This window comes from Gymnodinialimonas ceratoperidinii, from assembly GCF_019297855.1.
GTDB classification, from domain to species: Bacteria; Pseudomonadota; Alphaproteobacteria; order Rhodobacterales; family Rhodobacteraceae; genus Gymnodinialimonas; species Gymnodinialimonas ceratoperidinii.
Map to the genome: position 1 here is coordinate 3,220,439 of NZ_CP079194.1, position 21,863 is coordinate 3,242,301.

Here is a 21,863-nt window from a genome sequence, read left to right on the forward strand (position 1 = left end):
GGCTTTCGGCCCTCTTATGGTACGGAATGGCGCCTAGATGAAAGTGTCGGGGCGCGGAGGCTGCAACCCGAGATGGGTCCAGCCCTTGTGCGCCAGCATACGGCCGCGCGGGGTGCGCGCGATCAGGCCCTGTTGCAGCAAGAACGGCTCGATCACCTCTTCCAGCGCATCGCGCGGCTCGGCCAGGGCAGCGGCCACGGTTTCAATGCCCACGGGGCCTCCATGATAATTCTCGGCAATCAGCTTGAGGTAACGCCGGTCCGCCCCGTCGAGCCCCAACTCGTCGACACCCAGCCGGGTCAACGCGCTGTCGGCGATTTCCTGCGTCAGGCGGCCATTGCCTTCGACGACGGCAAAGTCGATCACCCGCCGCAGCAGGCGCCCGGCGATGCGGGGCGTGCCGCGCGCGCGTTTGGCAATCTCGGCGGTGCCCTTGGGATCGGCGTCGATCCCCGCCAACCGCGCACCACGGGCGACGATCTTGTCCAACTCGTCGGTGGTGTAGAAATTCAGCCGCGTCGGAATGCCGAAGCGGTCCCGCAGCGGCGTGGTCAGCAGCCCGAGGCGCGTCGTGGCGCCGACGAGTGTGAAAGGCTGCAACTCGATCCGCACGGTGCGCGCGGCGGGGCCTTCGCCGATCACGAGGTCCAACTCGAAATCTTCCAGTGCGGGGTAGAGGATCTCTTCCACCACCGGGTTCAGACGGTGGATTTCGTCGATGAACAAAACGTCATGGGCCTCGAGGTTCGTGAGGATCGCCGCAAGATCCCCGGCCTTCGCCAGCACCGGCCCCGAGGTCATCCGAAAGCCGACGCCCAATTCCTTCGCCATGATCTGCGCCAGCGTCGTTTTGCCAAGGCCGGGAGGTCCGTGAAACAACACGTGGTCCATCGCCTCGCCTCGCCGCCGGGCGCTTTCCACGAAAACGCGCAGGTTGGCGCGCGCCTCCTCCTGCCCGGTGAAATCATCCAGCGATTGTGGGCGCAGCGCGCGGTCGTCGTCAGGCAAACGGTCAGCACGGAGGGTGGGATCAGGCTCGGTCATGGTGCCTCCTTATGGCAACCGATGGCGGGCTTGAAGCATGGTTCGTGATGCATCGGCATCAGGCTCAATCCTTCGGGGCCAGCAGCCGGAGCGCCTGACGGATCAGGTCCGCCGTGTCCGAGGCATTCTCGGCCGCCTGCGCCACAGCCTGCGCCGCGTCAGAGGGGCCGTAGCCCAGATTTTGCAGCGCCGACAAGGCTTCCGCCTGAGCGTTCGAGGCCGGACGGCGAACCGGCGCGGGCTTGGCCGGCGCGGCATCACCGGGCCTGTCATCCTCCACCACCGCATCCATGGCCGCGTCCAGGGTGCCGCCCATGGCCATCACGGCGGGCGCCTTGTCTTTCAGTTCCATCACCACGCGCTGCGCGAGTTTGGGCCCGACACCCGGCGCGGCCTTGATGGCCGTGGCATCACCCAGGGTAATCGCCCGCGACGCGCCCTCCGCGCCCAAGGTGCCAAGGATCGCCATCGACGCCTTGGCGCCCACGCCTTGGACCGAGGTCAGCAACCGGTGCCATTCCTTCTCGTAAGGCGTGACAAAGCCGAACAGCTGCAACAAATCCTCGCGCACCAGCATCTCGGTGTAGAGCGACACGATTTCCCCGCTGCCCGGCAAGGCCGCCAGCGTCCGGTCCGAGCAATGGACGACGTAGCCGACCCCGCCCACGTCGATCAGCGCGTGATCTGACGCTTTGTAATCCAGACGTCCTGTCAACTTGCCGATCATCGCGCCGCTCCGATTGCCGTGGCCAGCCGCGCAGACGTTGCGACATGAAAGGAATGGCAGATCGCGATGGCCAGCGCATCGGCGGCATCCGAGCCCACGGGCGCGCAGCCGGGAAGTTGCAGGCGCACCATATGCTCGACCTGCTTCTTGTCGGCATGACCGACGCCCACGACCGCTTTCTTGACCGCGTTCGGCGCATATTCTCCGACGATCAGCCCCGCTTGCGCCGGCACCAGCATGGCAATGCCCCGCGCCTGACCCAGTTTCAGGGTCCCGGCTCCATCACGGTTGACGAAGGTTTGCTCGACGGCAGCGGCCTCGGGCAGATAGCGCGCCACGACGGCGCTGAGTTGGGTATGCAGGGACAGCAACCGTTCCGCGAGGACGCCGCCTTCAGAGCAGCACTGGCCGTTCGCCACATGACGCAAGCGCCCGCCTTCAGCTTCGATCACGCCCCACCCGAGCGTTCTGAGCCCCGGATCGATCCCAATTATTCGCATTCTGCCCGCTCCGCCCGACGTTCACCGTTTCCCGGCTTTCGCTTTCGTTAGCACGAAACGCGAACATCGCCAAGAAGTCATGCGGCCGAGGGTCAGATTCGACGGATCACCATCTGTTTTCGACAGCCGCTTAAAATTTGCGCAGAGGCGGCATTGGGCTCAATCGCGTTGACGCGCGTAAAGTCTATAAAATGTTAACTATATCAGCGCCTTACGGACCGGTAAAGCTATGCATAAAACGCATAGGACACATGCAGTAATTATTCTTGCCCGAGTCAGATCGCCCTACTATCTGCCGCCTATCGACGGCACGGATGAACCACCGTCAAGAGATACAACACAGAACTGGAAAGGATGAGACCTATGGCCTCGATCACCAATCGCCCTCTCGGCGCAGGCTTCAGCGCAACCCGTGTACTCTCCAATCTGGTTGCCCAGATTGCTATCTGGAATGACGCGCGCGTAACGCGCAAGGCGCTCTCCTCGCTGTCCAACCGCGAGCTTGACGACCTCGGCCTGTGCCGTGGCGACATCGACGACATCGCGCAGGGTCGTCGCATCGGCTAAGCGCCGCTGAACAACTCGAAACGCAATAGGCGGCGAGGGTGCATCCCTACGCCGCTTTTTTGTGTTCGCTCAACTGGCCCGCGCGAATAGCACCTGCGCAGGCCCTACGTCTTGGAAATCGCGGAAGTCAGGCCGCGTTGCTTGCCGCCAAGCCAGCCTGCATGAAGGCGTAGATCGCGTCGTAGCGCTCGGTCACCCACAGGGACAGGGCATCCGGCATCAGGACCATGGCCGCGAGTTGTTCGAAGGCCGTGCCTGAAAGCAGCGATTGAATATTCAGCGCGTAGATCTCGATCCCGAGCGCCCACATCAAGTAGGACTTCACCGCGATTGCAGCGATCAGGCCCAGGATGAGCCCGCGCAGGGGGAATCCAAACCGTAGTCTCGACGAAGATCTACCGATGGGCGTCACGATCCCGTCGGGATGTATGACAAAGCCCATTCCGCCGCGGTTGCGACGACGAACGCGCTGAATCCGGTTCAGCCGTTCGTGAAAGCTTTCTGTTTCATTTACCATTGGGCAGCTCTACTCGTTACTGCCCCCACCGTAGATGAATATAGCAATGATCCGGTGCAATTACGACAACTTTTGGGCAATCCAACGCCGCCGCACGTCGCCGGGTCAGGCCCCCTTGCGGAGCGTCAAAGTCGACCATTCCCCGATCTCGGACCGAGCGTGGACCGAGAGGTTTTGCGCCTCGTAGGCGGCGATCACATCCTCGGCCTGAGCGGTCAGGAGACCTGACAGAATGACGAAGCCCTGCGCATTAGTCTGGGCCGCGATATCCGGCGCCAGCTCGATCAGCGGCCCCTTCAAAATGTTAGCAAAAACAAGGTCGTAAGGCCCGTTTTCCACCAAGGCCTCATGGTCGAATCCCGGTGCCTCGACGCAGGATACCAAGCCACCGACGCCGTTGGCATTGGCGTTCACGAGGGCCACGTCGACCGCTTGCGGATCGATGTCAGACGCCATCACGGGGAGGTCCAGAACCTTCGCCGCAGCAATCGCGAGGACGGCTGTTCCGCAGCCGATGTCGGCCACAGATTGTGGCGAAAACCCGTCCGTAAACAGTTTGTCCACAGCCTCGAGACAACCCTTTGTCGTCCCGTGGTGCCCGGTCCCGAATGCCATCGCCGCCTCGATCAGCAGTGGAACGCAGCCTTCGGGCACCTTGTCGGCATCGTGGCTGCCGTAGAGAAAGAAGCGCCCCGCCTCGACCGGATGAAGCTCGCGCCGGACATGGGCGACCCAATCGGTCTCAGGGATTTCCGAGACGGCAAAATCCTTCGCGCCGTGGGCTGCCGCAAGGACCGCGAGGCCGATCTCATCGGGTGCCTCGACGAAATAGGCGCCGACCTCGTAGAGCCCCGAGCCATCTTCCAACTCGAACACGCCGACGCCGGTGGGCGCGGGATCGAGCTGTTCCAACGCCTCTCCCAAGGCTTCGGCAGGAGGCTTTTGCGGCAAGGTGGTCAAGGCGGTCCAGGTAGGCATGGGAACTCCGATCCGATGTGTCGCCGTTCGGTAGCCGCTTTGATGCGCCAAGGCAAATGATGCCGCCGGGTATTGGAGGAAAACCGCAGATCGCCGGGCCGTGCGAAATGGTCTAACCTGCGCTTGGCAGGCTTCAGGAAGGGACAGGCCATGATCAAGGGACCGCGCGGCCTTCTCGTTACGCTTCTGGGGGCCGCTGTCGTCATCGCCAGCGCGTTCTATTTCGGTTTCGCGGGCCAAAGGGGGGACTCGGAGACATCGCGTCTGTTCATGACCCACGCCGCCGCGCAAGAAACGGCGCAAGCCCACGCATTGCTGCACCCCACGGTCCACGCCCACGTCAGCGTCGAGGAGCTGTCGGGCATGATGGCGCAGATGGCGCCCTACACCCAGATCAGCTTTCCCTCTGTCAGTTTCTCCACATCGAACGGCACTCGCAGGACAGAGCTGTCGGGGACGGGAAGCACCGACGCCGGTTGCGAAAGCACCCTGCGGTTCACGTTGGTGGACGGGTTGATCACGGCCTTCGAGATCGAGCCTCTTTGCCGCGAGGGCGCCTCTGATGTCTGACCCGATGCTTGCCGACCAATCAGACCGACCCAGTGCCTTCCGACGCGCGATCGTTCCGATCTCTCTCGCACTCGCGAGCGTGACCTTCATGGGCGCCTTGATCTGGATGGCGTTCGGCGGGCAGCGCGACGACGTGGCCGTGTCTCGGGCGTTCCTGACCCACATCGCGGCCGAAGAACACAGCGAAGCGGTTGCGCTGCTCCACCCCTCGCTGTCAGCGCAGGTCGGTCCGGGTGGGCTGGCGCGGATCTTTGGCGAGATCGAACCTTGGGACCACATCGGCTTCTCCTCGCGCAGCAGCCATGGCCGGGGCGACGGGCGCTTCACGGAGCTCTACGGTGTCGGGGAGGCGGTTTCCGGCTGTGAGAGCGCCCTGCGGGTCGAGCTTCTTGGCGGCTTGATCCAATCCTTCGACATCACGCCGCTCTGCCCGAGAGCCGGCACCGACATCTGAGTGGATCACTCGGCGGGCTGAGGCGCGTTGAACCGGGCGATGATGGTCTCGTGCCCCTGCATCGGGTGGCGCGGCACGAGGCAGGACAATGCCAGCGAGATCAGCGCCATGGCAGACGCCGCCACGAAAACCGCCGTGGGCGAGGTGAGCCAGAGATAGCCAAGGGCCGCCGGCAGGAAGACAGCCGCGATGTGGTTGATGGTGAAGGCCACTGCCGCCGTCGGTGCGATGTCTTCGGGTGACGCGATCTTCTGGAAGTAGGTCTTGATGGCGAGGGCTAGTCCGAAGAACAACTGGTTCACCACGTAGAGGACCGAGGCGAAGACCCACCCCAGGTCCATGAAGTACAGCGCCATGTAACCGACGAAAACCAGCGCCAGACCCGAGTATTCTACGATCAGTGCCAAGCGCTCACCGACCCGCGCGACGACGCGACCGAAGATCGGCGCGAGGAACATGTTCACTGCAAAGCCTGCCATCAGCAGACGGGTGATGTCATCGGCCTCGAAGGCGTAGCGCTCGACCATCATGAAGGGCACGAAGACCACGAAGATCTGACGCCGGGACCCCGACATGAACTGCATCGCGTAGTAGAGCCAGTAGCGCTTGCGCAGCACCATTTCCTTGCGCTGCGGGTTCGGGCTTTCGAACTGCGGAAAGAGCAGGAAGCAGAGGACGGCGATCAGGGCCGTTGCGCCGCCCGACACCCAGTAAATCAGATCGTAGCTCAGGTCATAGGCGTCCCAGGTCGCCACGATCAGCAGGTAGGCCAGCAGCGTCGCGCCGGATCCGACGCCGAGCATGGCGCCAAGCACCTGCGGCGCGCGCTCTTTCTCGACCCATTGCAGCAGGAGCGATTGGTTCACCGTCTCGTAGTAGTGAAAGCCGATGGAGGAGAGCAGCGTCACGATCAGAAGCCCGCCCATGGAGGGGAACTGCGCCGTCAGCGCGGTAGCGACCCCCAGGAGGAGAAGCGCGCACAGGCCCAGGACCTGCTCGCGGATGAACAGCAGCAGGAAGATCACGCCGATCGCGAGGAATCCGGGGATTTCGCGCACCGTGTGGAGCCACCCGATGTCCGAGCCGTCGAAGGCCGCGACCTCGACCACGAAGTTGTTGAGGAGCGCGGACCACGTGGCGAAGGCCACCGGCATCGCGAAGGCCATCAGCGCCAACAACGCGGTCGGGCGGCGCCAAGGGGGCAAGGCGCGCGCCTCTTCGAGGGTGATCGTTCTGAGTGAGTCTCCGAGAGCCATGCAGAGCACTTACGCCGATCCCGAGGGAATGGCGAGAGAGCGCGTCGCTTTTGCCGGATGACCCGTCAGGTGGCCAGCACGTTGCGGAAGGCCCAGGGCTCGTCGGTATCGAGGTTCTCGTCGAACAGCTCCCACCGATCCTGAAGCGGCGTCCAATCGGTGTAATGCGCCTCGACCGGGCCGAGGTAGGGGCGCTGCACTTCGAGGCAGCGCGCGTGGTCCATCTCGTCGCTTTCCACGATTCCCGCATTGGGGTTTTCCAGTGCCCAGACCATGCCGGCGAGCACGGCGCTTGTCACCTGCAGGCCGGTGGCGTTCTGGTAGGGGGCGAGCGTCTTCGCTTCCTCGTTCGACAGGCGCGAGCCGAACCAGAGAGCGTTCTTCTCGTGGCCGTAAAGCAGCACGCCCAACTCGTCGATGCCCTCCACGATCTCGTCCTCGCCCAGGATGTGGTGCTCGGTCTGGGTCTCGCCCGAGCCGAACATCTCGTGCAGCGAGAGAACCGCATCGTCGCAGGGGTGGTAGGCATAGTGGCAGGTGGGGCGGAACTCAGGGTCGTGGCCCTCGCCCACGGTGTAATAATCGCTGATCGAGACGGCTTCGTTGTGGGTCACGAGATAGCCGAACTGCGGCCCCGGTGTCGGGCACCATGTGTGTACCCGTGTCACAGCGCCGGGACGCTCCATCCAGATCGCGGCCCTGCAGCCCTCTTCCTGACGGTGAGCGTTCTCGGGGAACCACGGCTCGTGCGTGCCCCACCCGAGCTCAGCGGGCTGGAAGCCTTCCGAGATGAAGCCCTCCACCGACCAGGTGTTCACGAAGACGCCGCGCGGTCGCGGCTCCAGCCGGACTTGCGTATCGCGCTCGGCGATGTGGACGCCCTTGACGCCAAGCGATTGCATCAGCTTCGCCCACCCCGCGCGATCCGACGGGGCGGTTGCGTCGTGGCCGGTGTCTTTCGCGAGCGTCAGCAGCCCTTCCTTCACAAACCACGAGACCATGCCGGGGTTCGCGCCGCAGCAGGAGACCGCCGTGGTGCCGCCGGAGTTGGCGGCCTTCTCGTCGCGCACGGCCTGACGCAGGGCGTAGTTGGTGCGCTTCGCATTGTCGGTGGTGCCGAAGTAATAGCCCGCCCATGGCTCGACCACGGTGTCGATGTAAGGCACCCCGATCTCGCGGCAGAACTTCATCAGGTCGAGCGAGGACGTATCGACGCTGAGGTTCACGCAAAAACCTTTGCCGGGCTCCAGCAGGCGGCCCAGAACCTCGCGGTAATTGTCGGGGGTCAGGGCGGTGTCGTCGAAGGCCAAGCCCTGCTCGCGCAGGAAGTCATGCTGGCGGGCATCGGGTTCGATCACCGTGAAGCGGTCATGGTCGTAATCGAAGTGCCGCTCGATCAGGGGCCAGGTGCCCTTCCCGATCGACCCGAAGCCGATCATCACGATCGGACCCTCGATTTTCGCGTAGACTGGATGCGTGTCGGCCATGGAATCCCCCTTAGAAAACTGCCCGCTTCATAGGGGGGTGTCGTTCAAAAAGAAACTGTAGATAGAGCAATCTCCACGCGCGCCGTGCATTCGCTCAACGATAAAGGCCGCCCCTTTTGTCGGAGCGGCCTTGCAGGTATTCGTGTGTTCCGGCGATCAGAACGTGACGGGGCCCTGTTCGCCTTCATCAGGCTTCTGGTCCGTCACGTGGGCCTTGGCGATCTCGTAGAGGAACTTGGCGCCCCCGCCCTCGGTGATCGAGACTTCGCCCGATGCCGGCGTGAACTTCAGCAGGCAGACGTCGGGGTCATGTTTGCCGCCCTCGAACCACGCGTCGGCAACGAAGTTCCAGACCTCGTCCAGCGCTTCACGGTCGGTTGAGCGCTCCAGCGTACCGTCGATATCGGCCCAGAGGCCTTCGCTATCGTTGGCCACGACAAATTGCGCGTCCCGTGGGCCGGACTCCACGCCCTTGGCCAGATCGGTGCCCTTGGCGGTGATGAACCACACGGCGCCCGGCACGTCATCGTCGATCTGGGGGGACATCGGCACGAGACGGCCCTGCCCCTTGATGCCCAACATGCCCGAGTGGACATCTTCCACCCGGTCCCAGAATTCGCGTTTAAGATCGGCCATGGTGTTCTCTCCTTCATGAGTGTTCAGGAAGGGAACGGCCCGTGTGCACCTTGGGTTCCCGCAGCCGCAGGGGCGTGCCACGAAAAAGGCCGCCCCGATTGAGGCGGCCTTCTGAAATCTCTGGTGGTGCGCGAAGATTAGTTCTTCGCGTAGAATTCCACGACGAGGTTCGGCTCCATGACGACAGGGTACGGCACATCGCCCAGACCCGGTGTGCGCACGAAAGTCGCGGTCATCTTGTTGTGGTCGGCGTCGATGTAGTCGGGCACATCGCGCTCGGCCAGTTGCACGGCTTCCAGAACAACGGCGAGCTGCTTGGACTTGTCGCGAACGGCGATCACGTCGCCTTCCTGTACACGGTAGGAAGGGATGTTGACCTTCTTGCCGTTCACCGTGACGTGGCCGTGGTTCACGAACTGACGCGCCGCGAAGACGGTCGGGACGAACTTGGCACGGTAGACGACGGCGTCGAGGCGACGCTCCAGCAGACCGATCAGGAATTCACCGGTGTCACCGCGCAGACGCTCGGCTTCGGCGTAGATGCGGCGGAACTGCTTCTCGGTCAGGTCGCCGTAGTAGCCCTTCAGCTTCTGCTTGGCGCGCAGCTGCAGACCGAAGTCGGACAGCTTGCCCTTGCGACGCTGGCCGTGCTGGCCGGGGCCGTACTCGCGACGGTTGACGGGGGATTTCGGACGGCCCCAGATGTTTTCACCCATCCGGCGGTCGATCTTGTACTTGGCAGACGTGCGTTTGGTCACGGCTGTTCTCCTTCGGTTGTGCGCCCTGCCGCCTCTCACCGAGAAGCTCCAGACCGCGATATGAAGGGCGTTGTCCTCTGAGCCGTAGCTCTGACAGGGATCCCCTTGCGGGGGCCACCAACACCAATAAAAACCCCGGCATCGCTGCCGGGATCTGGGCGGTCTTTAGAGGGGGTTCAGGGGGCTGTCAATGAGCGCCGTACATCGAGCGCGCCGCCAGCGGTTTCGTTGGCGCCCCGTTGATCAGGATCGCCGCCTCGGCCCGGCTGAGCATCCGTCGCGCGGGCGCGCCGTAGGCATGGGGGTTCTCGGCCAGCTCCGGGCGCATCTCGAGCATCGACGTGCGCTGCAGGTTGGTAAGGTGGTCGAGACCCATGAAGCCGGGATGGAAGCTTTCGACCTCGAGGCCGTTGGCCCAGACCACCTCGTGCCGGTCCAGCATCAGGTGGATGTAGAATGTCTCGCGCAAGGAATGATCAACGGTGACGCGGCTGTCTCCCACGAGGTCGGCGGCACGCACCAGCACCTCCTTCTCGCCCCATAGGTCCATCGCGGCACGTCCCGTGACCAGAACCCGGTGCTCGGGCGAGACGATCAGATCCTCATCGGGCCGGTCGATGCCAAGCGCCCCGGCCCGCATCCGGATCGGACGTTGATCCGGCATCGCAAAGAGCCGTGCGCCCGACATCCGGCGATGGCCGGACCACAGAACCTCTTGCGGGCCGTTGTCGCGGGTCAGAACCCGGTCGCCGGTGCCAAGTTCTTCGATTGCAACATCGCCATCCTCGGTTCGAATGCGCGTGCCGGGTGTGAAGCAGATCACTGCCGGCGCGTCCGAGGGGGTCGGTGTCAGGGTCTGTTCGTTGCGATGTACGATCGTCAATTCGCGCCCTGAGGGCGGCGGATTGCCTGCGAACAACAGCAACGGGGCTGCGCCGTCTTCCAGAAGGATCGGAACGATGGTGTGGAACTTCGCGCCATCGCTGACGATGAAGGCGCCGCGAAACAGCGGGTCCGCATCTGCGGCGGCGAATTCTGCAGCGCCCGGCGCGGGGTGCTGCAATAACTTGCGCACCACCCGCGCCGCACGGGAACGGAGCTCATCTTGGTCCCGGCTGGCCGTCAGGAGCAGGGCCGCCGGATCTCCATCCAGCGGCATAAGTTGACCATGCCAACTCCAACTCATTCCTTCGACCAGTTCTATTTCTGGTTCTGCCGGAAACCCTTCAATGCAGGTTTGCGCCCATGCAATCACGAACGCGCCCTGAAAGCCCGTACCCATATGTATGCCCTTGCCTCGCCGAATTATGGCGTGACCCGGTGGTTGATCCCCGGGTCTTGCCGGCGACGCTAGCAGAGGTGATTCGCTCTGGGAAGAGGGCGATTCGCAAAAGCGTGGAAAGTGAGTCCTCGCGGCCTCAGAACCGCAGCATCAGGGACAGCGTGCCGACCAACTGGCCTTCGTCCTGCCCTTCGAATTCCTCGGAAAGGTAGGTCACGCCGTAGAAGAAATCGGCAGGACCGTAGCCATGACCCACGCCGCCCCGCACGCGGTAGCGCATGTCCTCATGGGCCGGACCGGTGTCGGGCAGAAGGACCGAGCTCTCCACGTAGGCCGCATCCGCGCCGAGCGTGAAGCTCCAGCCGCCGACGCTTTCGCCCGGCACCGCCACGATGCGCTGACCCGTCGTCGCATCGCGGATCAGGAGAGAGTCCGGATCGTAGCTGCCCAGACGCAGGTCTGCGCCCACGCGCACGAGATTCTCGAACCCGGCCTGCGCCTCCACGAAGGGACGAACCTGATTGTTGCCCCAGTCGAACGTGCGGCCGCCCTCCAGTGTCGCATTCAGATAGACGCCGTCCTCGACCATGAAGTCCGACAGGTCGACGTCTGCGCCACCGAAGGTCCGGTGGATGCCGTCATGCACATCCATCAGGCCCGTCTGCTCGCCCGTAAGCACCAGATCGGCGCCGGCAGACACCTCCAGCCCGCGATAATCGAAGTGCGTGGCAGCTCCAAAGGACAGGATCGGCGCGTAATGGCGATCGCCTGCAGCCGGTGCTGCGAGGTTGTCAGGCGCGATGATCTCGCCGCGGAAACGGAATTCGATCAGGTCGAAAGGCGCGTATGGCAGCGTGCCGTCCCAGTCATCCTGACCCCAGAAACCGCTGACCTGATAGGCGCCCGTGCGCCAGCGATCATAGCGGTCGCCCACAGGCATGCCGAACCAATCGTTGTCGAAAATCTGCACGATCCCAAGACGCGTCAGGCCGTCGTCCTGCGCCTGAACGGCGCCGCCGCCCCAAAGGGTTGCAACCATGGAAAGGGCCACCGCCCCGCGCGTGAAGAATGCCATTACTGCTGCCTGCTCGTTTTTTCGTTCCGGCCATGATGCCGGTGATTTGTGGCCTTTTTAGCACCGATTGACGGCGAAGCGCGGGAAAAGCGCCCCGTGCAGACGAAAGGCCCCTGCCCTGCGGCAGCTTGGTGACACCCTCTGCACGCTCAATTTTTTTGCTTTCCAGAGCGCCAATTCCGCACGGATTGGCAGAAAGTTGCCTAAGCCTATTGAAATGGGCGATAATAGCTACGAGCTACCCTTACCTCTGAACATTTAAAGGTGCTAGCTGATCACACCTTCGAGATGCGCAATACCCAAGTGGACGAAATGGCAGATCTAACTGAACACGGCATTGGTGCACCCGCTTCGGGTGGTCGTACCATGGCCGAACGTGTTCAGAACAAGGACTGGACGATTACGACCCTTGGCCCGGCCGGTGCCTGGTCCCCTGCGCTGCACGCGGCGCGGGACGTCGTGCTCGGGACAGACCTCCCGATGGCACTGATCTGCGCGAAACACTGTGCGGTGGTTGCCTATAACGATGCCTATCTCGCCTGTCTCAACGGTCGCGCGCCCGAGCTTGGCTGCGACCTGTCCGAGATATTTCTCGACGTCGAGGACGTGGTCGCCGAAGCCGTCGCGCAGGCCTTCCGGGGCGAAGCGTCCTCGTTGAAGACGACAAAATTTGACCAGCATTTCAGCCCCGTGCGGGATGAAAACGGCGATGTCGTCGGCGCGCTCATCCTGCCGGTCGCCCGGACCGATGGCGCGCGGGATATCGTGATTGACGATTTGGCGATCTCGCGCGCCTCGGTTGCAAAATACAATTCGATATTCGAGGGGCTGGAAGAAGGGCTCTGCGTTGTCGAAGTGAACCTCGACAACGGCAATGGCCAGATCGATTACCGCGTCGTCGAAGCAAACTCCGCCTTTTACGACAATACCGGTTTTCCGCGCGAAATTCTGGGCGCCTGGTTGCGCAAGGCCGCCCCCGATCTGGAAGAACATTGGTACGAGATCTACGGCGATGTGGCGCGCAGTGGCGAGCCGAAGCGTTTCGAAGAGAACTCGGAGTTTCTCGGGCGATCCTTCGACGTCTTCGCGTTTCGGATTGATGAGGCCAAGGGTCTGGTCGCGATCCTGTTCAGGGACAATTCCGAGCACAAGAAGCACCAGAAACACAACGAACTGCTGCTGCGTGAGGTCAATCACCGCGCGAAGAACCTGCTGAGCCTCGTGCTGGCAATCGCGCGCCAGACCGAGCACACGGACGCGGAAGATTTCCTGCGTCGCTTCGGAAATCGCCTCAGGGGGTTGGCCGCCTCACAGGATGTCCTGGTGAACCACACCTGGCGCGACGTGCCGCTGATCGAACTGGTCCATTCGCAGCTGGTTCATTTTGCGGGCCTCGTGGGCGATCGCATCCTGATCGAGGGCGGAGAAATCTCTCTCTCGCCGGATGCGGCGCAGACCGTCGGGATGGCGCTGCACGAGCTGGCCACGAATGCCTCGAAATACGGCGCGCTGTCCGATGATGACGGTGAAGTCACCATCACGTGGTCGATCGGAACCGAAGCCGATCCCAAGACCGGCTTCCAACTGACCTGGAAGGAAAGCGGCGGCCCGGCCGTATCGGAGCCTGAAAAGACGGGGTTCGGCTACACGGTCACGACCGACATGGTCGAGATGAACACCGGCGGAAAGGTCACGGCGCGCTACGAGCCCGAAGGGTTCGTCTGGCAGCTCGATTGCGAAAATTGCAACCTCTTGACCGGCAACTCGAAGCTGGATGCAACGGACAGCGCGACGGCACCGCCCGAGACCGCAACGGAGCGTCATCAACCGGTTGTGCTGATCGTGGAAGACGAGGCGCTGGTTGCCGCCGATATGGCCTTCCTGCTGAAAGACGAGGGCTACGGCGTCCTCGGCCCCGTGGGCAGCGTCAAAGGCGCGCTGGCGCTGCTTGACAAGAAAAGCTGTGACGGCGCCGTGCTGGATGTGAACCTTGGCCGCGAGACGTCCGAGCCGATTGCCGCGAGATTGACCGAGAACGGCACGCCGTTCATCGTGCTGTCAGGCTATTCGGCGCACCAACTGCCCGAAGGCTTCCGCGGCGCGCCGCTGGTCGACAAGCCCGTCCGTGCCGAGGAATTGACCCAGAAGCTCGAGACATTGCTTGCCGCCGAGGACGACGGTTCCTGACAGCGCGACGCGCGGCGCAGGCCTAATCGGCCCGCGCAGGTCTCATCCGCATTTGGAATGTCCACAGGACCCGCAGGTCAGGCAGCCCTCCATCATCCGCAAGTCGTATTGACCGCAGGAGGGGCAGGCCGGACCGGGGCGATGGCCGATGTTCACCACTTCGGCCTGCGGGTCGGACTTGAGGCCCATCCCCTCGCCCGCCAGAAAGCCCGTCGCGATCATGTGTTTCTCGATCACGCCACCGATGGCCGCGAGGATCGAGGGCACGTATTTGCCCTGCATCCAAGCGCCGCCGCGCGGGTCGAAGACGGCCTTGAGTTCCTCGACCACGAAAGACACGTCACCGCCGCGCCGGAACACCGCCGAGATCATCCGGGTCAGCGCCACGGTCCAGGCGAAATGCTCCATGTTCTTGGAGTTGATGAAGACCTCGAAGGGGCGCCGGTGGCCGTTCAGCACGATGTCGTTGATCGTGATGTAGAGCGCATGTTCGCTGTCGGGCCATTTGACCTTGTAGGTATTGCCCTCCAACTCGCCGGGGCGCTGCAGCGGCTCGGACATGTAGACGACTTCACTGGAGCCGGAGGACATTTCCATCGGCGTCGCGGGGGAATCCTCGCTCTCGACAGAGGGCTGCGCCGGGCCGTCGGGGAGGTGCGAAGCGCCGCCCCGGGGGGGCGGAACGGCGCTGCCCGGCGTGCCGCCGGGCGTGTCCGCGTCTCCGAAGAGGAGCCAGCCGGGAGAGACATTGAAAATTGCAGCCAATGCTTCGGCGCCCTTCTTCGATAGCTCCTGCGCGCCATCCACCACCCAATGGGAATATGCGCTCCGCTTGACGCCGGCTGCGTCAGCAGCTTCCTGCTGCGTCTCGAAGCCCGCCGCTTTTTGCGCCCAGATCACGCGCTCTGCGGTTGTTTCCAACGATGGAAGCACCGCGACCGGCGTCTCAGCCACACTCAACACGCTCCCCGTCACATCGTTCGGGCGATAGGTCGTGCAGCCCTTGCAGCCGGTGGCATAGGCCTCGGCATAGACGTCCTTGAAGGCCTCGAAGCTGATGTCGGCGGGCACGTTGATCGTCTTGGAAATGCTGCTGTCGATCCAAGGCTGCGCGGCGGCCTGCATCCGCACGTGATCGAGCGGCGCCAGTGTCTGCGCGTTGACGAAGTAATCGGGCAGCGGCGCGTCGCCGTGCAACTCGCGCCACTTGGAGACCGCGAAATCGACGACCTCCTCCTCGGTCCGGGTGCCGTCCACCTGCAACACCTTGCGGGTGTAGGCATTGGCGAAGATCGGCTCGATCCCGGAAGAGACATTGCCCGCGAAGAGAGAGATCGTGCCCGTGGGCGCGATGGACGTGAGAAGCGCGTTGCGCAACCCATGCTTCGCGATCAGTTCCTGCACATCCGCATCGAGCCGCTGCACCATCGGTGCGCGCGCGTATTCCGCCGCGTCGAAGAGCGGGAAGGCCCCCTTCTCGGCAGCCAGCTCGGCCGAGGCGCGGTAGGCGGCATTGGCGATCAGTGCCATCCACTCGCCGGTCTTCCGGGCGGCCTCTTCCGAGCCATAGCGCAGTCCGCACATGGCCAGCGCGTCAGCAAGGCCGGTCACACCCAGACCGATCCGACGCTTCGCCGCCGCCTCGGCGGCCTGCGCCTCCAGCGGGAAACGCGAGGCGTCGACCACGTTGTCCATCATCCGGATCGCCGTGGCCGTCAGATCAGCCAGCTTTTCCGCGTTCAGCGTGCCGCCCTCGAACGGCGTCTCCACCAGCTGCGCAAGGTTCACCGACCCGAGCAGGCACGCGCCATAGGGCGGCAGAGGCTGCTCGCCGCACGGATTGGTGGCGCAGATGGTCTCGGCATAGTTGAGGTTGTTCTCGGCGTTGATGCGGTCGATGAAGATGACGCCCGGCTCGGCGTAATCATAGGTCGCGCGCATGATCTGGTTCCACAGATCGCGCGCCTGCACGGTGCGGTAGACGCGTCCGCCGAAGACGAGATCCCACGGGCCGTCGGCCTCGACCGCCTCCATGAAGGGGTCGGTCGCCAGCACCGACATGTTGAACATCCGCAACCGCGCGGGGTCTTGCTTGGCGGCGATGAAGGCCTCGATATCGGGATGATCGCAGCGCATCGTCGCCATCATCGCGCCGCGGCGCGAACCGGCCGACATGATCGTGCGGCACATGGCGTCCCAGACGTCCATGAAGCTCAGCGGGCCGGAGGCATCCGCCGCCACACCGCTGACCGCCGCACCCTTGGGCCGGATGGTGGAGAAATCGTAGCCGATGCCGCCGCCCTGCTGCATTGTCAGCGCGGCCTCTTTCAACATGTCGAAGATGCCGCCCATGCTGTCGGGCACGGTGCCCATGACGAAGCAGTTGAACAGCGTCACGGAGCGCCCGGTGCCCGCCCCGGCAACGATGCGGCCGGCGGGCAGATATTTGAAATCCTCCAGCGCGCCGTAGAATTTTTCCTCCCACGTCTCCTTGTCGGTCTCGACCTCGGCCAGCGCGCGGGCGATGCGGCGCCAGGTATCCTCGACACCGGCATCCACGGGCGTGCCGTCCGCCTCCTTGAGGCGATATTTCATGTCCCAGATTTGTTCAGCGATGGGGGCAGAGAAACGGCTCACGGCAGAGAGTCCTTGATCGATGAGAGTGCGGAGACCCAAGATAGCCTCTTTTCCGCCGAAGCGCCACGCAAACCGGACGCCATTTCTGCGCCTTGCCTCACCGTCAGCGAGAGAGGCTTCACCGCCGTTTCATCGGCGCTTTCACGCAGGGTTGTCGCGTGAGGTCTTGTTACCCACCCCGCGCATGTTAACTTTAAGGCTACATCATCTTGGGGAATGCCTGTTGCCTGCTACCACACACATGCTGAAGCTTTGCGTTGGCGCGACTTGCGTCGAGGACTTGCTGAACTGGCAATCCAGCGCCCGCGCCAAGGGTGCGGACGGTCTGCCGCGCCACGTCACACGCATGTGGCCGAAGCGCGCGGACGAGGTGCTGAACGGCGGCTCGCTCTATTGGGTTTTCAAGGGCGTCATCCTGTGCCGTCAGCCGATCATCCGCTTCGATCCTGTCGACCGGGGTGACGGCATCAACCGCTGTGGCATCGTGCTGAACCCGGAGGTGACGCGCGTCGCCGCGACCCCGAAGCGGGCCTTCCAAGGCTGGCGTTATCTCGCGCCGGCAGATGCCCCGCGTGATCTGCGCGCCGGCTCCCGCCAGCAGGAGCCGCTGCCCCCGGCGCTTGAAAGCGCCCTTGCCGAGATCGGCGTCCTCTAGAACATGAAAAGGCCGGCCACCTCGCGGTGCCCGGCCCCTGTTTGCTGTCCATCCGGATCAGAACGACTGGATGACCGACGCGATGGCGGAGCGGTACTCACCCCGAGCCGCGCGGGTGTTGGAGTTCAGCGGAACCGCCGAGGCATTGTTGCCGATCGGGATGGTCAGGCCGAGCGCAAAACGGTCAACCTGCGGCTCGAACCCGAAGAGGCCACTGCCGTCGACCACCGTGTGGGAATATTCGGCACTCACCAGCAGGGGCATGGAGGCGGCCGCCGTCAGGTCGTAGGACGCACCAAGCGTCAGGCCCGTGGCATGGATGTCGTCAGGCGCACCCAGAACAAAGGTGGTCCGGCCCACGGCGCCATAGAGGGTGAACTCGTCATTCACCATGTAGTCCGCCCCGATGGAGAAGCCGGTGACGTCGAAGTCCGACCCGCCCGCGCCGATCTCGGTCCGCATCACGGCGCCGTAGACCTCGAGGGCCGGCATCACGTCGTAGGAGGCGGAGAGGCCATAGTCCACGATGTCGACGTCGAAGCCGGGGCTGTCATTGTCGAGGTCCGAGACGCCGTAGAAGGCTTCCACATGGCCTTGGCCGAAGTCATAGCCACCAAAGATACCGTATTGGTTGGTATCGATCCCGATCGAGAGCGGCCCCAGTAGGGCGATGTCGAGGTCGCCGGTGCGGTAGTAGGCGCCGACGTAGCCGCCGTTGCCGAAGTTGTAGACCGGCTCGATGGCGAGGCTCATCAGGTCAACGTCGAGGTTTGTTCCACCCCCGGTGTCCAGCTCGCCGGAAGCAAGACCGAAGCCGAGACCGACCGACACATGCTCGCTGAAGCGCAGGTCGCCGTCGACGTCGATGGAAGCCCCGTTCAGGGTCAGGTCGTCGCCGGGAAGGCCGCTGATGGTGTTGAAATTGTAGCCGATGGTCGCCGCACCCTCGAAGGAGATGCCTTGTGCGACTGTGGTGGAAGGGAGTGCGGCCAGCACCCCCACGAAAATGGCAGGTCTGATCATTGTAATGGGTCCTATAAACTGTGTTCTTGAAAAAATTTGGTCGTGAAAGGTTTGAGAATACCGACTGAAATATGCCGGGTCGTTTAATGCTGTTAAGATAAGTTAACGGGCCGCCACGCGGCAACTGGAGGGAAACCAGCCCCCTCGCTCACGCGGTTTTTTCGAGCCAGTCGCCAAAATGCAACACCGGCTGCTTGAGGCCTATTTTGTTGGCCCTGCTTGCAGCAGATCTGTCACAGCACCGAGGCTGGCACGCTCTTCCTGCCCCCAATGTGCGATCCTCGATCGAAACAAGGTGGCCTCCGAGCGGTGGATCATGCCGTCTTGCAAGATAGCCAAATGATTGGCCCGCAGGGTTTCTCCGGTGGAGGTGATATCGGCAATAGCCTCGGCGGTGCCGTGAGCGACCGTGCCTTCGGTGGCTCCCTGACTGTCGATCAGCCGGTAATCGGCCACGCCCTTCTCTCGCAGGAAGTCCCGCACCAGCCGGTGGTACTTGGTGGCAATCCGCAACCGATGTCCGTGGGTCGCGCGGAAGTCGGCAGCAACAGAGTCGAGATCGTCGAGGCTGGTGACGTCCACCCACCATGCCGGGACCGCAATGATCAGGTCAGCGTGGCCGAAGCCCATGCGCTCGACGGTTTCCACCGCCTGATCCCATGCCGGGATGCGTTCCTGCACCAGATCGCTACCGGTCACGCCCAGGTGGATGCGCCCCGCTGCGAGCTCGCGCGGGATTTCGCCTGCGGCCAGCAAGCGTAGAGCGACCGGCAGGCCAGCGATTTCGGCGCCGTAGTCGCGCTCCGACCCGGTGCGCCGCATCTCGATGCCGCGCGCGGCGAACCACTGGAACGTCTTCTCCATCAACCGACCCTTGGAGGGCACACCAAGCGTGATCATCGCGCGGCCTCCTTCGCGGCCAAGACCAGCTCGGGACGGATGACCCCACCCACGGCGGGAATCTCGCGCCCGCCGCCGAGCAGGCGGGTCAGGGTGTCATAGCGCCCGCCGGTGGCCAAAGGCGGCTGCCCCGGCGTCGCGGGAAGGATGCCGAAGACGAAGCCGTCGTAATATTCCATCTGCGTGCGCCCGTAGGATGCCTCGAACGGCAGCGTCTCCACCTCGACGCCCGCATCGGCCAGAGCGTTCACCCGCGCAGAGAACCGGTCCACGGCCGTCTGAAGGCCTGGCAGGTCTACGGCGTAATTCGAAAGGATCGCAGCCGCCTCGGCCAAGGGCGCCTTGAGCGCCAGAAGCTCTGACAGAACCTCTGCCTGAGTCGCGTCGATCGGCGGCTCGGCGGCATCGGCTTCGAGCCGTTCGAGACGAGCGGTCATCTCGTCCGTCGTGCGCAGACCGATGGGCGGGCCGGCCTGCGCGATCAAGGCGGCGAGACCCTGCGCTCGTGCAGCTTCCAGATAGGCTTCACGCCCCTTCGGCGCGGGCGCCGCACCGGTGAACCTGTCCAGCAGGGTGCGAAAACGACGGGGCCGCCAGACGTGGCGCCGCAGCGCGGCCTTGCGCGCCTCTGTCGTCGAAAGCGCCTCGATCGCGGCCAGGAGCACGCCGGTATCGCCCGTCACCGCGCGGATCGGCACCTCGGCCAGCGCCTCGTTGAAAAGGGCAAAGACTTCCACGTCGGCCTGCAACGGCGCCTCTCGGTCGAAGACCTCGTAGCCGACCTGAAGGTATTCCGACGGCAGACCCGCGCCGACAGACTGCTTGCGGAAGACCTCGCCCAGGTAGGTGTAGCGCGCAGGCTCCGCGCCGCCGGACATGTGCATTTCCACGACCGGCACCGTGAAGTCCGGGCGCAGCATCATCTCGCCCCGGTCCGGGTCCTGAGTGGTGAAGGCGCGCGCGCGGATGTCCTCGCCGTAGAGGTCGAGTAGCGTATCCGCGCTTACCAGCATCGGCGCGTCGACGGCGACGGTGCCCGGCGCACCGCGGGTGATCGCAGCCTGAAGCGCCTCCGCCTCGGCCCGTATGGCAGCCTTGGCAGTCACTGGTGGCGCGCGATGATGGCCTGCACCTCGGTCACGAGATCGCCGGTGGCCACCTCGCTTTGCGCGGGCTGCGACTTCCATTCCTCGAGCGAGGCGTCCTGCGCCAGCTTCGCCCCGAGCACCAGGTCCTTGAGTTGCACAACCCCGCGCGCGGCCTCGTCCGAACCCTGGATCACCGCTACCGGTGAACGGCGCTTGTCGGCGTATTTCAACTGGTTGCCGAAGTTCTTGGGGTTGCCGAGGTAGACCTCCGCCCGGATCCCGGCATTGCGCAGGGTCGCGACCATGGCCTGGTAATCCGCCATCCGGTCGCGGTCCATGACGGTGACGATCACCGGCCCCGCATCCTCGCCCTTGATCTTGCCCGTGGCGCGCAGCGCGGCGAGCAGCCGGTCGACCCCGATGGAGACGCCGGTGGCCGGCACCTCCTGCCCGGTGAAGCGCTTGACCAGATCGTCGTAGCGCCCCCCGCCGGCAACGGAGCCAAACTGGACCGTCTGACCCTTCTCGTTCTGGACGTCGAAGGTCAGCTCCGCCTCGTAGACCGGGCCGGTGTAGTAACCGAGGCCACGAACCACGGAGGGGTCGATGATGATACGGTCCGGCCCGTAGCCCTGCGCAGCGAGTAGGTCCGCGATCTGGCGCAGCTCCGACACGCCCTGCATGCCGACCTCCGACCCCTCGGTAAGCCGGTCGAGGTTGGCGAGCGTCGTCTCGTTATCCCCGGCGGTAGCTTGCACGAAGGCGATGATCGTCTCGGCATTCTCGGGACTTATCCCCGCGCCCCTGGTGAAATCCCCGCTTTCGTCCTTGCGCCCCTCGCCGAGCAGATCACGGACGCCCTGCTCGCCCAGGCGGTCCAGCTTGTCGATGGCGCGCAGCACGATGCCGCGCTCGGCTTCCTTGTCGTCACCCGACAGGCCCGCCACTTCCATCACGCCGTTGAGCACCTTGCGGTTGTTTACCCGCACCACGTAATCGCCCCGCTCGATGCCCACGGCCTCGAGGCAGTCGGAGAGCATGGCGCAGATCTCCGCGTCGGCGGCGACCGAAGGCGCACCGACGGTGTCGGCATCGCACTGGTAGAACTGCCGGAAGCGGCCGGGGCCGGGCTTCTCGTTGCGCCAGACGGGGCCTTGCGTATAGCGGCGGTAAGGCGCGGGCAGGTCATTGCGGAACTGTGCTGCCACGCGCGCCAGCGGCGCGGTCATGTCGTAGCGCAGCGCCAGCCACTTGTCGTCTTCCTCGAAGGCAAAGACCCCCTCGTTGGGACGATCCACATCGGGAAGGAACTTGCCGAGCGCCTCGACCGTTTCAACAGCACTGGTTTCCAGCGGATCGAAGCCGTAGCGGTGGTAAACCTCGGCGATCTTGCGTAGCATCGCCTGCCGCTCCACCACCTCGGCGCCGAAGTAGTCGCGGAAGCCCTTGGGCGTCTCTGCCTTCGGGCGGGGCTGTTTTTTCTGCTTGGCCATGGCTGCGGTGCCTTCAATTCACGTCGCGC

Annotated in this window: 21 protein-coding genes; 5 read left to right on the forward strand and 16 right to left on the reverse strand. The window is 64.1% G+C overall.

Annotated elements, in window-relative coordinates; translation table 11 throughout:
• Positions 1 to 33 precede the first annotated feature (33 nt).
• From ruvB to ruvC, 3 genes are all read right to left on the reverse strand, one after another.
• Positions 34 to 1,044: a Holliday junction branch migration DNA helicase RuvB gene (gene ruvB, locus KYE46_RS15635; RefSeq protein ID WP_219001855.1), complete on the reverse strand. Its 1,011-nt coding sequence runs from the start codon at positions 1,042 to 1,044 to the stop codon at positions 34 to 36.
• A 64-nt stretch (positions 1,045 to 1,108) separates the two neighbouring features.
• On the reverse strand, positions 1,109 to 1,771 hold the full coding sequence (ruvA, locus tag KYE46_RS15640) for a Holliday junction branch migration protein RuvA (protein ID WP_219001858.1): 663 nt from the start codon (positions 1,769 to 1,771) through the stop codon (positions 1,109 to 1,111).
• The gene (ruvC, locus tag KYE46_RS15645; RefSeq protein ID WP_219001860.1) at positions 1,768 to 2,271 is read right to left on the reverse strand and encodes a crossover junction endodeoxyribonuclease RuvC; all 504 of its coding nucleotides are present in this window, start codon (positions 2,269 to 2,271) and stop codon (positions 1,768 to 1,770) included. The genes ruvA and ruvC overlap by 4 nt, the downstream gene beginning before the upstream one ends.
• Positions 2,272 to 2,634: 363 nt before the next feature.
• On the opposite strand from ruvC, the gene KYE46_RS15650 reads away from it, so the two are divergent.
• Complete coding sequence (locus KYE46_RS15650; protein ID WP_219001862.1) at positions 2,635 to 2,838, forward strand: DUF1127 domain-containing protein; 204 nt, start codon at positions 2,635 to 2,637, stop codon at positions 2,836 to 2,838.
• 127 nt (positions 2,839 to 2,965) lie between these two features.
• Here KYE46_RS15650 and KYE46_RS15655 read toward each other — a convergent pair whose 3' ends face one another.
• Positions 2,966 to 3,355 carry a hypothetical protein gene (locus KYE46_RS15655; RefSeq protein WP_219001864.1) on the reverse strand — a complete coding sequence of 130 codons (390 nt, stop codon included), beginning with the start codon at positions 3,353 to 3,355 and terminating at the stop codon, positions 2,966 to 2,968.
• A gap of 105 nt (positions 3,356 to 3,460) precedes the next feature.
• Positions 3,461 to 4,333 carry a 50S ribosomal protein L11 methyltransferase gene (locus KYE46_RS15660; RefSeq protein ID WP_219001865.1) on the reverse strand — a complete coding sequence of 291 codons (873 nt, stop codon included), beginning with the start codon at positions 4,331 to 4,333 and terminating at the stop codon, positions 3,461 to 3,463.
• A gap of 150 nt (positions 4,334 to 4,483) precedes the next feature.
• On the opposite strand from KYE46_RS15660, the gene KYE46_RS15665 reads away from it, so the two are divergent.
• Positions 4,484 to 4,903: a hypothetical protein gene (locus KYE46_RS15665; protein ID WP_219001867.1), complete on the forward strand. Its 420-nt coding sequence runs from the start codon at positions 4,484 to 4,486 to the stop codon at positions 4,901 to 4,903.
• Positions 4,896 to 5,357: a hypothetical protein gene (locus tag KYE46_RS15670; RefSeq protein WP_219001870.1), complete on the forward strand. Its 462-nt coding sequence runs from the start codon at positions 4,896 to 4,898 to the stop codon at positions 5,355 to 5,357. Before KYE46_RS15665 ends, KYE46_RS15670 begins: the two co-directional genes overlap by 8 nt.
• Positions 5,358 to 5,362: 5 nt before the next feature.
• On the opposite strand, the gene KYE46_RS15675 is transcribed toward KYE46_RS15670, so the two are convergent.
• The 6 genes from KYE46_RS15675 to KYE46_RS15700 form a co-directional block, all read right to left on the reverse strand.
• Positions 5,363 to 6,613 carry an MFS transporter gene (locus KYE46_RS15675; RefSeq protein WP_219001872.1) on the reverse strand — a complete coding sequence of 417 codons (1,251 nt, stop codon included), beginning with the start codon at positions 6,611 to 6,613 and terminating at the stop codon, positions 5,363 to 5,365.
• Positions 6,614 to 6,678: 65 nt separating this feature from the next.
• The gene (locus tag KYE46_RS15680) at positions 6,679 to 8,100 is read right to left on the reverse strand and encodes a homospermidine synthase (RefSeq protein ID WP_219001874.1); all 1,422 of its coding nucleotides are present in this window, start codon (positions 8,098 to 8,100) and stop codon (positions 6,679 to 6,681) included.
• A 156-nt stretch (positions 8,101 to 8,256) separates the two neighbouring features.
• Entirely contained in the window at positions 8,257 to 8,736 is a 480-nt protein-coding gene (locus tag KYE46_RS15685; RefSeq protein ID WP_219001876.1) for a pyridoxamine 5'-phosphate oxidase family protein, read from the reverse strand.
• Between the two features lie 137 nt (positions 8,737 to 8,873).
• Positions 8,874 to 9,494: a 30S ribosomal protein S4 gene (rpsD, locus tag KYE46_RS15690; protein ID WP_219001878.1), complete on the reverse strand. Its 621-nt coding sequence runs from the start codon at positions 9,492 to 9,494 to the stop codon at positions 8,874 to 8,876.
• A gap of 187 nt (positions 9,495 to 9,681) precedes the next feature.
• The gene (locus KYE46_RS15695) at positions 9,682 to 10,653 is read right to left on the reverse strand and encodes a Hint domain-containing protein (protein ID WP_247716858.1); all 972 of its coding nucleotides are present in this window, start codon (positions 10,651 to 10,653) and stop codon (positions 9,682 to 9,684) included.
• Positions 10,654 to 10,912: 259 nt separating this feature from the next.
• The gene (locus KYE46_RS15700) at positions 10,913 to 11,851 is read right to left on the reverse strand and encodes a lipid A-modifier LpxR family protein (RefSeq protein WP_219001882.1); all 939 of its coding nucleotides are present in this window, start codon (positions 11,849 to 11,851) and stop codon (positions 10,913 to 10,915) included.
• Positions 11,852 to 12,217: 366 nt separating this feature from the next.
• On the opposite strand from KYE46_RS15700, the gene KYE46_RS15705 reads away from it, so the two are divergent.
• On the forward strand, positions 12,218 to 14,038 hold the full coding sequence (locus KYE46_RS15705; protein ID WP_219001885.1) for an HWE histidine kinase domain-containing protein: 1,821 nt from the start codon (positions 12,218 to 12,220) through the stop codon (positions 14,036 to 14,038).
• A 42-nt stretch (positions 14,039 to 14,080) separates the two neighbouring features.
• On the opposite strand, the gene KYE46_RS15710 is transcribed toward KYE46_RS15705, so the two are convergent.
• Positions 14,081 to 16,675 carry an adenosylcobalamin-dependent ribonucleoside-diphosphate reductase gene (locus KYE46_RS15710; RefSeq protein ID WP_219001887.1) on the reverse strand — a complete coding sequence of 865 codons (2,595 nt, stop codon included), beginning with the start codon at positions 16,673 to 16,675 and terminating at the stop codon, positions 14,081 to 14,083.
• Between the two features lie 223 nt (positions 16,676 to 16,898).
• On the opposite strand from KYE46_RS15710, the gene KYE46_RS15715 reads away from it, so the two are divergent.
• Positions 16,899 to 17,330: a DUF1489 family protein gene (locus KYE46_RS15715; protein WP_219001890.1), complete on the forward strand. Its 432-nt coding sequence runs from the start codon at positions 16,899 to 16,901 to the stop codon at positions 17,328 to 17,330.
• Positions 17,331 to 17,387: 57 nt separating this feature from the next.
• Here KYE46_RS15715 and KYE46_RS15720 read toward each other — a convergent pair whose 3' ends face one another.
• The 4 genes from KYE46_RS15720 to hisS all read right to left on the reverse strand — a co-directional run bounded on the left by KYE46_RS15720 (position 17,388) and on the right by hisS (position 21,834).
• On the reverse strand, positions 17,388 to 18,353 hold the full coding sequence (locus tag KYE46_RS15720; protein WP_219001892.1) for a porin: 966 nt from the start codon (positions 18,351 to 18,353) through the stop codon (positions 17,388 to 17,390).
• A gap of 201 nt (positions 18,354 to 18,554) precedes the next feature.
• Complete coding sequence (gene hisG / locus KYE46_RS15725) at positions 18,555 to 19,253, reverse strand: ATP phosphoribosyltransferase (protein WP_219001894.1); 699 nt, start codon at positions 19,251 to 19,253, stop codon at positions 18,555 to 18,557.
• Entirely contained in the window at positions 19,250 to 20,359 is a 1,110-nt protein-coding gene (locus tag KYE46_RS15730; protein ID WP_247716860.1) for an ATP phosphoribosyltransferase regulatory subunit, read from the reverse strand. The genes hisG and KYE46_RS15730 overlap by 4 nt, the downstream gene beginning before the upstream one ends.
• Positions 20,356 to 21,834, reverse strand: a complete 1,479-nt coding sequence (gene hisS / locus KYE46_RS15735) for a histidine--tRNA ligase (RefSeq protein ID WP_219001899.1) — start codon at positions 21,832 to 21,834, stop codon at positions 20,356 to 20,358. Before hisS ends, KYE46_RS15730 begins: the two co-directional genes overlap by 4 nt.
• Positions 21,835 to 21,863: the final 29 nt, after the last annotated feature.

Coding starts and splice junctions, on each gene's coding strand:
- KYE46_RS15675 (WP_219001872.1), bottom strand. CDS start 6,613: ATGGCTCTCGGAGACTCACTCAGAACGATCACCCTCGAAGAGGCGCGC.
- KYE46_RS15650 (WP_219001862.1), top strand. CDS start 2,635: ATGGCCTCGATCACCAATCGCCCTCTCGGCGCAGGCTTCAGCGCAACC.
- KYE46_RS15660 (WP_219001865.1), bottom strand. CDS start 4,333: ATGCCTACCTGGACCGCCTTGACCACCTTGCCGCAAAAGCCTCCTGCC.
- KYE46_RS15665 (WP_219001867.1), top strand. CDS start 4,484: ATGATCAAGGGACCGCGCGGCCTTCTCGTTACGCTTCTGGGGGCCGCT.
- hisG (WP_219001894.1), bottom strand. CDS start 19,253: ATGATCACGCTTGGTGTGCCCTCCAAGGGTCGGTTGATGGAGAAGACG.
- hisS (WP_219001899.1), bottom strand. CDS start 21,834: ATGGCCAAGCAGAAAAAACAGCCCCGCCCGAAGGCAGAGACGCCCAAG.
- ruvC (WP_219001860.1), bottom strand. CDS start 2,271: ATGCGAATAATTGGGATCGATCCGGGGCTCAGAACGCTCGGGTGGGGC.
- ruvB (WP_219001855.1), bottom strand. CDS start 1,044: ATGACCGAGCCTGATCCCACCCTCCGTGCTGACCGTTTGCCTGACGAC.
- KYE46_RS15670 (WP_219001870.1), top strand. CDS start 4,896: ATGTCTGACCCGATGCTTGCCGACCAATCAGACCGACCCAGTGCCTTC.
- KYE46_RS15685 (WP_219001876.1), bottom strand. CDS start 8,736: ATGGCCGATCTTAAACGCGAATTCTGGGACCGGGTGGAAGATGTCCAC.
- KYE46_RS15695 (WP_247716858.1), bottom strand. CDS start 10,653: ATGCCGCTGGATGGAGATCCGGCGGCCCTGCTCCTGACGGCCAGCCGG.
- ruvA (WP_219001858.1), bottom strand. CDS start 1,771: ATGATCGGCAAGTTGACAGGACGTCTGGATTACAAAGCGTCAGATCAC.
- KYE46_RS15720 (WP_219001892.1), bottom strand. CDS start 18,353: ATGATCAGACCTGCCATTTTCGTGGGGGTGCTGGCCGCACTCCCTTCC.
- KYE46_RS15700 (WP_219001882.1), bottom strand. CDS start 11,851: ATGGCATTCTTCACGCGCGGGGCGGTGGCCCTTTCCATGGTTGCAACC.
- KYE46_RS15705 (WP_219001885.1), top strand. CDS start 12,218: ATGGCCGAACGTGTTCAGAACAAGGACTGGACGATTACGACCCTTGGC.
- KYE46_RS15680 (WP_219001874.1), bottom strand. CDS start 8,100: ATGGCCGACACGCATCCAGTCTACGCGAAAATCGAGGGTCCGATCGTG.
- KYE46_RS15655 (WP_219001864.1), bottom strand. CDS start 3,355: ATGGTAAATGAAACAGAAAGCTTTCACGAACGGCTGAACCGGATTCAG.